The organism is Chryseobacterium sp. C2(2020) (genome assembly GCF_014218915.1).
GTDB classification, from domain to species: domain Bacteria; phylum Bacteroidota; class Bacteroidia; order Flavobacteriales; family Weeksellaceae; genus Chryseobacterium; species Chryseobacterium mucoviscidosis.
In genome coordinates, this window is record NZ_JACLCT010000023.1 from 62,404 (window position 1) to 73,239 (window position 10,836).

Annotated in this window: 11 protein-coding genes and 1 other RNA gene; 2 read left to right on the forward strand and 10 right to left on the reverse strand. The window is 36.2% G+C overall.

Annotated features, from left to right (window positions below):
• Positions 1–4 precede the first annotated feature (4 nt).
• From H6W52_RS13780 to H6W52_RS13790, 3 genes are read right to left on the reverse strand one after another with little or no spacing between them, the layout of a single operon-like run.
• Complete coding sequence (locus H6W52_RS13780; protein ID WP_116099154.1) at positions 5–733, reverse strand: DUF3667 domain-containing protein; 729 nt, start codon at positions 731–733, stop codon at positions 5–7.
• Between the two features lie 27 nt (positions 734–760).
• Entirely contained in the window at positions 761–1,711 is a 951-nt protein-coding gene (locus H6W52_RS13785) for a glycosyltransferase family 2 protein (RefSeq protein WP_108410648.1), read from the reverse strand.
• A gap of 17 nt (positions 1,712–1,728) precedes the next feature.
• Positions 1,729–2,328: a DUF4199 domain-containing protein gene (locus H6W52_RS13790; RefSeq protein ID WP_116099153.1), complete on the reverse strand. Its 600-nt coding sequence runs from the start codon at positions 2,326–2,328 to the stop codon at positions 1,729–1,731.
• Positions 2,329–2,459: 131 nt separating this feature from the next.
• Here H6W52_RS13790 and ffs point away from each other — a divergent pair.
• Positions 2,460–2,557, forward strand: an RNA gene (ffs, locus tag H6W52_RS13795) — signal recognition particle sRNA small type.
• 105 nt (positions 2,558–2,662) lie between these two features.
• Here ffs and H6W52_RS13800 read toward each other — a convergent pair.
• The 6 genes from H6W52_RS13800 to gyrA form a co-directional block, all read right to left on the reverse strand.
• A complete protein-coding gene (locus H6W52_RS13800) occupies positions 2,663–3,349 on the reverse strand; it encodes a metal-dependent hydrolase (RefSeq protein ID WP_116099152.1) in 687 nt (228 codons plus the stop codon).
• A 29-nt stretch (positions 3,350–3,378) separates the two neighbouring features.
• Positions 3,379–3,660 (reverse strand): hypothetical protein, encoded by a 282-nt coding sequence (locus tag H6W52_RS13805; protein WP_076390148.1) that lies wholly within the window; start codon positions 3,658–3,660, stop codon positions 3,379–3,381.
• A 9-nt stretch (positions 3,661–3,669) separates the two neighbouring features.
• Entirely contained in the window at positions 3,670–4,599 is a 930-nt protein-coding gene (menA, locus tag H6W52_RS13810; protein ID WP_116099151.1) for a 1,4-dihydroxy-2-naphthoate octaprenyltransferase, read from the reverse strand.
• A gap of 71 nt (positions 4,600–4,670) precedes the next feature.
• Positions 4,671–5,507: a 1,4-dihydroxy-2-naphthoyl-CoA synthase gene (locus tag H6W52_RS13815; RefSeq protein WP_116099150.1), complete on the reverse strand. Its 837-nt coding sequence runs from the start codon at positions 5,505–5,507 to the stop codon at positions 4,671–4,673.
• 625 nt (positions 5,508–6,132) lie between these two features.
• A complete protein-coding gene (locus H6W52_RS13820; protein ID WP_116099149.1) occupies positions 6,133–7,170 on the reverse strand; it encodes a tetratricopeptide repeat protein in 1,038 nt (345 codons plus the stop codon).
• 28 nt (positions 7,171–7,198) lie between these two features.
• Positions 7,199–9,790, reverse strand: a complete 2,592-nt coding sequence (gyrA, locus tag H6W52_RS13825) for a DNA gyrase subunit A (RefSeq protein WP_116099148.1) — start codon at positions 9,788–9,790, stop codon at positions 7,199–7,201.
• 147 nt (positions 9,791–9,937) lie between these two features.
• Here gyrA and H6W52_RS13830 point away from each other — a divergent pair, with 147 nt between their 5' ends.
• Positions 9,938–10,252, forward strand: a complete 315-nt coding sequence (locus H6W52_RS13830; RefSeq protein WP_087710294.1) for a DUF4286 family protein — start codon at positions 9,938–9,940, stop codon at positions 10,250–10,252.
• Positions 10,253–10,449: 197 nt separating this feature from the next.
• On the opposite strand, the gene H6W52_RS13835 is transcribed toward H6W52_RS13830, so the two are convergent.
• A complete protein-coding gene (locus H6W52_RS13835; protein ID WP_123891999.1) occupies positions 10,450–10,746 on the reverse strand; it encodes a hypothetical protein in 297 nt (98 codons plus the stop codon).
• Between the last annotated feature and the right edge of the window lie 90 nt (positions 10,747–10,836).

The following is a 10,836-nucleotide window of genomic DNA, read 5'->3' on the forward strand; positions in this document are numbered from 1 at the left end:
TAAATTATAGGAATTTTTCAATAAACAACATTAAAAAAAGAACTTCTGAAAGAACTAATATATAAAATACGAGAAGTCTCCAAGCCAACCCTGCCCAAGAGTATTTTTTCCTGAATGCATTTATATAAACGAATGCAGGAAAAAAAATAAATGCAGTTTCCAAAACCCTGTCAATACCTTCAGAAATTCCTGAAAGAGGTTTGTAAGTTCCCATGATACTGATGAGATCATCCGTGAGAAAAAAAACAAGAATCCCGATTAAACTTATAGTAGCAATTACAAAATGCTCTGCAAGATTAAACTTTATTTTTTTGAAGACAATCCACCCGTTACAGGCAAGAATAGGAATCAGAAGCAATAATGTTGCTTTTGAATATTTTGTGAAAAAATCTATGGTTTTAGAATCTTCTGCTTTTAGATCTATTTTAGCAGTATCAACATACAGATGAAAGGCTATAACGTTAAACCCAAAAAGAATAAGCAACAGCGAAATAAAATTATAATACCTTATTCTTTTTCCGCTGATGTAATTGGTTGCGGTTATTCCGGGTTTTATTAAAACCTCTTTCAATGTATTCAAAAATCTTGCTTCTACATGCCATATAGAACCTAAAACATCATTTTTAATGAATAAAACCGGGGTTATTCTTGCCGTGTCAGATTTCTGTCCGCAATGAGCACAATACTCATCGGAAAGAGAATGACCACAGTTCAGACAGCGCTTTTTATTCATATTAAATGATTACATCTATTTTTTCCGTTAAATTACTTCGTCAATATTATAATTTTTATGTTCTCTGTTAGTTCGGATAATCATCTCTCCCAAGAATCCTGCTACGAAAAGCAGGGTTCCCATAATCATCATGGTTAAAGCAATAAAAAACCACGGATTATTGGTGATTAAATGTCCGTAAATTCCTCTAGCCACATCAATTAACTTTGAAACACCCAACCAAAGGGCAGAAAGAAAACCTACGATAAACATTAAAGTTCCTACCGCTCCGAAGAAATGCATCGGTCTTCCCCCGAAACGACTTACAAACCAAAGTGTTACCAAATCCAGAAATCCTCTGATAAATCTTTCGGTTCCGAATTTTGAAGTTCCGTAAGGTCTCGCTTGGTGCTGTACTTCTTTTTCCGTAATTCTTCTGAATCCGGCATTAGCTGCCAAAACAGGAATATAACGGTGCATATCTCCGTAAACATCAATGGATTTTACGACCTGCTTTTTATAAGCTTTCAATCCGCAGTTGAAATCGTGAAGATAAACACCGGAGACTTTTCTAGCTGCAGCATTGAATAGTTTCGACGGTACGTTTTTCGTCATTACATTATCGAAACGCTTCTTTTTCCAACCGGAAACAATGTCGTAATTATCCTGAACAACCATATTGTACAGTTCAGGGATTTCTTCCGGAAAATCCTGTAAATCAGCATCCATGGTGATGATGACATCGCCGTTTGTTCTTTCAAAAGCAGCATGAAGCGCCTGAGATTTTCCGTAATTTTTAGAAAATTTAATTCCGTGGATCTGAGGATGCTGTACTTTCAGATTCTCGATAATGCTCCACGAAAGATCCGTACTTCCATCGTCTACAAACCAGATTTCATAAGATAAACTGTTTGATTTACAAACACGATCAATCCTTGAAAAAAGCTCTTCCAGTGAGGCTTCCTCATTCAGTAACGGAATAACTATAGATAAATTCATTTAATTTTAATAAAAAATTATTCTTGATTTTGTTCTTCCTGATAGATTGTTTTTGTTCTGAAAAACGCTCCGAAAAACACTGACAAAACTACGTAAAATATAAGAATTGCCGCAAAATATCCTGAAAAATGACTTGCAGTAAGCATATCTTTTCCTTTCACCGCCTCCGGAGAGAAGCTTGGAAGCCTTTCTTTGTACTTTTTATCCAGTTCATCAATGTCTTTCTGGTGCTTTAAAACTTTTCTTGCAGAATGATATTCTTTATCCATTTCCGCTTGCTGTCTTGTTACATACTGATAATTCAGCAGTTTTTTCGCGTCTGTATCTGCAAAATTTAAGAAAACATAAATACTGAAAATGGATAAAATTCCTCCGATAAACATGGGAACGAAAGCTCTTTTAAATGCTTCTTTGAAGCTCACCGTTCTATGGCTGCTCCAGTACGATTTCACCGACCAGAATGCGGCTCCCGCATACAGAATCGGTAAAACGAAAGCGTTGGCTTTCAATGAAATATCAAAATAATTAACTCCTGAAAAGAAGTAATACACCACGAAAAAAACAATCATCGTAGCTCCAAACAGTAAAATTCCTAATGTGGAAGGGCTCTTCGTCATATCTAATTTTTTTGAAAATTTTTGAAAAATTATTGGTCTGAATTTCAGCAAACTACCTCTGCAAGCCAATTTTTTCCATTAATTTTCTTTAATAAAGTTTTGAGTTTTGCAAAATATTCCTACCTTTGCAACGGCAAGTCCTAAACAACCAGCTCCTGAGAATCCTCCAGGGTGGGAACGCAGCAAAGGTAATCGGTCGTAGCGGTGTGATTTAGGTAGCTTGCCATTTTTTATTGGTTTAAGTTGAAGAGAGGTAATTGGATAATTATCTTTTTTTGTTTTTATATACTTCAACATTTTGATTCCTGTTTTCAAATTACCTCTCAACATTTATTTAAAATTCGAACGTCTCTCCCAGTTTGGGTAAAACAAGTTCTACATTTTTATCTTCAAAATGCTTTAATGCACTTTCATGATTAATTTCAATAGCAGGGAAAGTATCAAAATGACATCCGATTACTTTTGGAGTTTTTAATAATTCTGCTGCTGCAAATGCTGCCTTTCTTGGACACATTGTGTAGTGACTTCCAATCGGAAGGATGGAAAGATCTAAATTACCGTATAATCTTGGAAACAGCTCCATATCTGCCATTACTCCGGTATCTCCTGCCATATATAGGTTTTTACCTTCAGGAAGTCTGAAAATATAGCCTACAGGAACGCCGCCATAGCTTCCGTCCGGAAACGAACTTGTATGATGAGCCGGAACCATAGAAATTTTAAGATCATCGATTTTTGCTGACCCTCCTAAGTTTACATCGTCTGTGTTTTTTGCATTTTTGAAATATCCGCAGATTTCGGGAACTGCAATGACGGTTGCTTCAGGATGATACTGTAAAACTTCTTCTACATCCGCAATGTGATCTCCATGAGCGTGCGTCAATAAAATATAATCGATCTTCTGTGCAGAAATATCGAATCCAGATTCTGCTTTTTTATAGTTGTAGAATGGATCTGATAAGATTGTTTTGTCTTTGTACGTGAACAAAAAGCAATTTTGTCCTAAGTATTGTATTTTCATTTTAATTTACTTAAAAATTATATTTTGATTTAGTCTGAAATTGTTGAATTAAATAAAATCTGAAATATTATGAAGCCGGTAAGCATCAAGATAAAAATCTGGATAATAAGGAATTCCTTTATCAGCTTTATTTTTCCTGCTAAAAAAAGCACCGCCATAACCGCGTTTGCCAAAACAGCAATCAGGATTAAAAATGGCAGAAAGGCAATCTCTGAGAAAGACGCCCCATCCTGCATTTCATTAATTAAACTGTAAATTATAATGAATGCTGCTGCTACGGATAAACAGGATGTAATTTTTAAAGCGGTCATATTATTATTTTAACCAAACAGATTAAGTCCTGCTGCGGTAAGAGCCGCAATCATAAAGGTCATGATTCCTACCTGTTTCAGGAAAGGATCCAGTTCTCTCGGATTTTTTACGGCCATAATCTTTCTTCTGATTTTCATTAAAGGAATCATTAAGATCATGACAATAAACACTTTGTAATTCTGAGTCTGGAAAAAACCATTTACTCCTAAGAACAACAAAATTAAAATTAGAGGAAGCTGCAAAAGAATCATTTCATAAATCATTGCATTTTTGAAGCCGATTCTCAGTGCAAAGCTGTTTTTCCCTGATTGTTTATCGCTTTCAATATCTCTCATATTGTTCAGGTTCAGAACAGCCATGCTCATCATTCCGATAGCTGTTCCGGGCAGTAACATATCCCAGCTGAACGATTTGGTAAACAGGAAATAACTTCCGCAGACCGAAACAAGACCGAAGAAGATAAATACAAAAATATCTCCCAATCCCATGTATCCGTAAGGTTTTTTACCAACCGTATAACCAATTGCCGCTAAAATGCTCAAGATTCCCAAACCGATGAATATGTAAAATTCATTCATATAATTGGGAATAAACGCCACATATAAAAGGGCTACTGTTGCTATAAAAGATAAAACGGAGAAAAGAATAACTGCATTTCTCATTTGTTTTGCCGTAATTTTTCCTGAGGCTACTGCTCTTGCTTCTGCTTCTGTCGCTCTTTTGGCATCGGTTCCTTTTATTCCGTCTCCGTAATCATTGGCGTAGTTTGAAAGAATCTGATATAATAAAGTTACGACTAATGCCAAAGCAAAAATTCTCCAGTCCCAGATTCCGCCTTCACCATAAAGCCTCCATTTTGCAATGAAAGCTCCCATAATAATTCCGCTGAGCGACAGCGGCAACGTTCTAAGCCTTGCGGCTTTTATCCAATCTTTCATATGTATAGGTAATGAGTAATTGGTAATAAGTAATGCTCATATTGCTCATTACTCATTGCCAATTACTTATGTTAAGATATCCACTGATCGTCTCCGAAATTCGGTTTTCTTTTTTCGAGGAATGCGTTTCTTCCTTCTTTTGCTTCTTCTGTCATGTATGCTAAACGTGTTGCTTCACCTGCAAAAACCTGCTGCCCAACCATTCCGTCGTCTGTAAGATTCATGGCAAATTTCAGCATTCTGATGGAAGTCGGAGATTTTGCAAGAATTTCCTGTGCCCATTCATAGGCTGTATCTTCCAGTTCTGCATGAGGAACCACTTTATTTACCATTCCCATTTCGAAAGCTTCCTGAGCGGAATAATTCCTTCCTAAAAAGAAAATTTCACGTGCTTTTTTCTGTCCTACCATTTTTGCAAGGTAAGCAGATCCGTAACCACCGTCGAAACTGGTAACATCGGCATCAGTTTGCTTGAAAATTGCATGTTCTTCACTTGCTAAAGTAAGATCACAAACCACATGAAGAGAGTGTCCTCCACCAACAGCCCAACCCGGAACTACCGCGATTACGACTTTTGGCATAAAACGGATGAGACGCTGAACTTCAAGAATATTTAAACGGTGTCTTCCGTCTTCTCCTACATATCCTTGGTATCCTCTTGCTTTCTGATCTCCACCACTGCAAAATGCCCAACCTCCGTCTTTCGGACTTGGCCCTTCTCCTGAAAGCAGCACTACTCCAATTTTCGGGTCTTCATAAGCGTCATAAAAAGCATCGTATAATTCTGAGGTTGTTTTTGGTCTGAAAGCGTTACGAACTTCCGGTCTGTTGAAAGCAATTCTCGCTACCCCATTACATTTTTTGTATGTAATATCTTCGTATTCTTTGGCGGTTTTCCACTCAATCATTTTTGTAAAAATTTTTCTCAAAGATACGGAATTGCAGAGAATTTTAACATTGATTTTTGATGATAAATCTTGGGAATTTTGGTTCTAATATTAGCTGTTTTTGATGCTTGAAATTATTTTAACCTGAGTTCGGGATAAGTCTTATTAAACGCAAGGTTAAACAAAGAGATTCAATTATCAGGAATTAAGCTTTTAAGATATACAAAGGCGTAAAACTTATCAAAGTAATACTATTTTTGTCTTTTTTAAATAAACGAAGTGCTTTTGTTTAGCTTACCAACTTTCAATAAGTAAAAAATCTTTTGTTTTTCTTTGCGATAAAACAATACAACACTATAAATCGACTATTTAAATTTATTTCTTATCCGAACTAAGGTTAATATTATATACTTTTTGGCTGAAAAAATTGAATAATACTAAATATTTGAAAACTAACTTTATTTTAAAGCAAAACCCGAATTTCTTTTTGAAGAATGAATTTGGGCAATAGAAACAGATTCTTCAATACGCTTCGCTTCTTTCAGAATGACAGAATATTACTAAAGCAAGAAAATATTTGTTTCTACTGAATAAAAAAACCGAAACAAAGATGTTCCGGTTTATATTTAATTGTAAGTATCTGAAATTATTTTGCAGGCTGTTTTGCTGCCAATTCAGCTTCTTTAGCTTTCATTTCATTATACTTGGCTGTATTTTTAGATGTATTATACACATCCTTCATTACCTGAACCGCTGTAATATCGTTTGGTAATGCCTGAAGCCATTTTTCCCCGTAAGGAATTGCTTTTGTAAACCTTTCTTTTCTTGCTTCAATTAATTTTGTAGCATCGTCCGGTTTTGTTTTTCTTAATGCATTGATCTCAGATACAGCTTTTTCATCGTCTCCGATTACAGTGTATACTAAGTTCTGATACGCATTAGCGAAATCCGGCTTCAATTCAATCGCTTTCTGGAAAGATGCGATGGCTTCTGTTGACATTGCAGGATCTTTTGCCTGAAGAACTCCTAAATTGTACCAGTTGGTCGCATCATTAGGATTTTTAGCCAATTGTTCCTTTAAATTTGCCATGAATTTTTCTGTATTTCCTGATGCATACAGTGCACTTCCCTGATATTCTTTCAGTTTAGAGCTGTTTGGAAATTTAGCCAGTCCTTTTTCAATTAATGCCAAAGCTTCATCATTTTTCTTTGCATTGATTAATAAAGTGGCTAAAGTTTCATATAAATCCTGCTCAACACTTGGAGACTGTTCCGTTTTAAAATCTGAATAGTCTTTTGATGATGTTTTCTTTAATAATTCCCAGGTATTTTTATCATAACTGGCAACCTGACCTGTTTTGTTGTCTTTTGCCGTATAAGTGGTTTCAACACCTGTATAACCGGAACTGATCAAATCTGTATATATTTTTGTAGCCTGAGGAATATCGTTTGCTAACGCATAATTCAATCCTGAGTAATACATATATACTTTATTGTCCTGTCCGTTAGCTTTCAACAAGTTGTAAACTTCCATAAACTTAGGCGCTGCCACTGCATAGTTTTTCGCGTTGTAAGCGTCCATGGCAACTTTATTGGCTTCCTGAAGTTTAGCGTTAGTATCTTCTTTTTGTCCGAAAACGAAAGCAGATGCAACAATAGCTATACCTAAAATTAGTTTTCTCATAATCACTATTTATATTAATTGTACAATATTATTCTTCAGATTCAGAATTCTCATTTCCTTCTGCCGGATTTTCGTTTTCCGCCTGAGGTGTTTTTGTATTGTTTTCCTGGTTATCAAATAGCGATCCTACAGTTCCTTCTTCGTTTTCTTCAGAATCGTCTTCTACATCTTTATCCATTTCTACTTTTGCAATCGCAGCAATTTCGTCATTCTTTTTAAGATTGATCAGTCTTACGCCCTGTGTATTTCTACCCATCACTCTCATTTCGTCCATTCCCATTCTGATGGCAACACCGGATTTGTTAATGATCATCAATCCGTCTTCATCTGTTACATTCTGAATGGCAATAAGATTTCCTGTCTTTTCAGTGATATTCAGCGTGATAACTCCTTTTCCTCCTCTGTTGGTAATTCTGTAATCTTCTACCGCAGTTCTTTTTCCGTATCCTTTTTCAGATACCACAAGTACTGTTTCTTTCTCCACATCATTTACAACAATCATACCGATTGCTTCATCGTCTTCTTCCATTGCAATACCACGAACTCCGATAGATCCTCTTCCTACTTCTCTTACTTTTTCTTCTGGGAAACGGATACATTTACCGTTTTTCGTAGCAATCATGATCTGCGAAGTACCGTTCGTTAAATAAGCACCTAACAATTGGTCATTGTCTCTGATCTCAATTGCATTCACCCCATTTACTCTAGGTCTTGAGTATGCTTCCAGCGAAGTTTTCTTAATGGTTCCGTTTTTCGTTACCATCACAACGCTCATCTGGTTTACATATTCAGAATCTTTTAAGTTGTTGGTTCTGATGTAAGCTTTGATTTTATCGTCCGGTTCAATGTTAATTAAGTTCTGTACCGCTCTTCCTTTTGCTGTTTTGGAGCCTTCCGGAATTTCAAATACTCTTAACCAGTAACATCTTCCTTTTTCGGTAAAGAACAGCATATATTGGTGGTTGGTTGCCGAAACAATATATTCAAGGAAATCTGCATCTCTTGTAGTTGCGGCTTTGTTTCCTACACCGCCTCTGCTCTGGATTTTGTATTCTGATAATGAAGTTCTCTTAATGTATCCTGCGTGGGAAATGGTAAGAACCACAGATTCGTTCGGAATAATATCTTCGATAGACATTTCTCCTCCTGAATAATCGATTTCTGTTCTTCTTTCGTCGCCGTATTTTTCTTTTACTTCAGTTAATTCATCCTTGATGATCTGAAATCTTCTTGGTTCGTTTGCCAGAATATCTTCCAAATCTGCAATTTCTTTCATGATTGCATCATACTCATCACGGATCTTGTCAAGCTCCATTCCTGTTAAACGGGCAAGACGTAAATCAAGAATTGCCTGAGCCTGAATTTCGGAAAGCTCGAAAGCTTCGATCAATCCTTCTTTCGCAGCCTGCGGATTGGCAGAGTGACGAATGATTGAGATCGCTTTATCTAAAGAATCCTGAGAACCGATCACCTTCATGAAACCTTCAAGAATGTGAGCTCTTTCTTTAGCTTTTCTAAGCTCAAACTGAGTTCTTCTTACGATTACTTCATGTCTGTGCTCTACGAAATGATGAATGATGTCTTTTAAGTTAAGCTGCTCGGGTCTTCCGTGAACCAATGCAATATTGTTTACACTGAAAGAGGTCTGAAGTGCTGTATATTTATAAAGTAAGTTCAGGACAACATTCGGGATCGCATCATTTTTAAGTTCATAAACAATACGAAGACCTCTTCTGTCCGATTCGTCTCTGATTTCGTAAATTCCCGGAATTTTTTCTTCTTTTACCAGTTCCGCAGTTCTTGCAATCATCTCCGCTTTGTTTACCTGATAAGGCACTTCGTTTACTATGATCGCATTTCTGTTTCCGATTTCTTCAAAAGCTACTTTTGCTCTCAGAACTACTCTGCCGCGACCTGTATGGAACGCATCTCTAACGCCGTCGTATCCGTAGATAATTCCCCCTGTAGGAAAATCCGGAGCTATGATGTGCTGCATGAGTTCATCAATAGTAATTTCTCTGTTGTCGATATAAGCGCAGATTGCGTCTACAGCTTCTGATAAATTGTGCGGAGCCATATTCGTCGCCATACCTACTGCGATACCGGAAGTTCCGTTAACTAAAAGATTCGGAATTTTTGAAGGTAAAACTGTCGGTTCCTGTAAACTGTCGTCGAAGTTATTCTGAAAATCTACCGTTTCCTTATCCAGATCCGAAAGAACCTCATCGGAGATTTTTTTCAGTCTTGCCTCGGTGTAACGCATTGCTGCAGGCGGATCTCCGTCCATGGAACCGAAGTTACCCTGTCCGTCTACCTGCGGATAACGCAAGCTCCAGTCCTGGGCCATTCTTACCATTGCATCATATACAGAGGAGTCTCCGTGCGGGTGATATTTACCTAAAACGTCTCCAACAATTCTCGCAGATTTTAAATACTTTCGATTAGAAAAAACCCCTAATCCATACATACCGTAAAGTACTCTTCTATGAACGGGTTTCAAGCCATCTCTTACATCCGGCAACGCTCTGGAAACGATAACCGACATCGAATAATCGATATAAGATGACTTCATTTCATCAACAATGTTGATAGGAATCAGTCTTTCTCCTTCTTTTTGCATAAACAATTTTATTATAATGATAGTCAGACCCTTAGCTATACGTCTGAAAATTATTTTTTTTGTATTTTTATTAACGGGCTAATTTACGAAAAATTTGCCGATTTTTGCGGTAAAATTTATCTATAGAATCTTAAAAATTCATAAAATATGAGCATATTAAGCATAACGTTCCACTGCACAAAAAATAATCTTGAAGCCTGGGAAAATTACATGGATGAAACTTTGGTTTTAATGACGGAAAATCTGATGGACGTTAATCAATATATCCTTTCTGAAGTACACAGTGATTATATTGAAGAAGGCAAAAACTATAATCTTCTGCTTATTTTTGATAATGATGAGCTGAGAGAAGATTTCATCAAAAGCGAAATGGAAAATATTGCTGAAAGAATTGAGGCAAAATTCGGACAGGAAGTTATGATTTTCAATACTTTTCTGAATCCTAAGAAATCGAGGTTGTAAAGATTAAGGTTGAGATTGAGATTTAATAAAAAAGGCTGTATCATTATCGTTACAGCCTTTTTTATGTATATTATCAAAACTCTTTTTTAATGGATTAACGTTCAAAAATTAAATATGTAAGAGAATGAACGATTTACCAAAGCTTAACATCTGTAAAATAAAAAAAGCACTGAAATTTTTCAATGCTTATACTCTGTTTATAAATTAACAATAACTACAGGTCTTGCCGGATATACTCTTTGCGGTCTTGGAGCATAATATACCCTTCTTGCAGGTCTGTAATAATGTTTTTTATAATAACGTCTCGGTGGTTTGTGATATACTACCGTTCTGTAGTAAGTTCTTTTTGGTCCGTGATAATAATGTTTTTTTGGACCGTGTCCATAACCATGTCCTCTTCCGTGACCATGACCTCTCTGTAAAGGAGCAGCGTTGTAGAGGGCAAAGGAAAAAACGATCAGGAATACTCCCAAAATTTTAGTCAGCATCTTCATAAATATATATTTTTCGGTATTGTTAAATTAAAATATATTTCATAAATTAGTATTATGAAATGTTATAAATGTCAATCATTAGATAAAGTA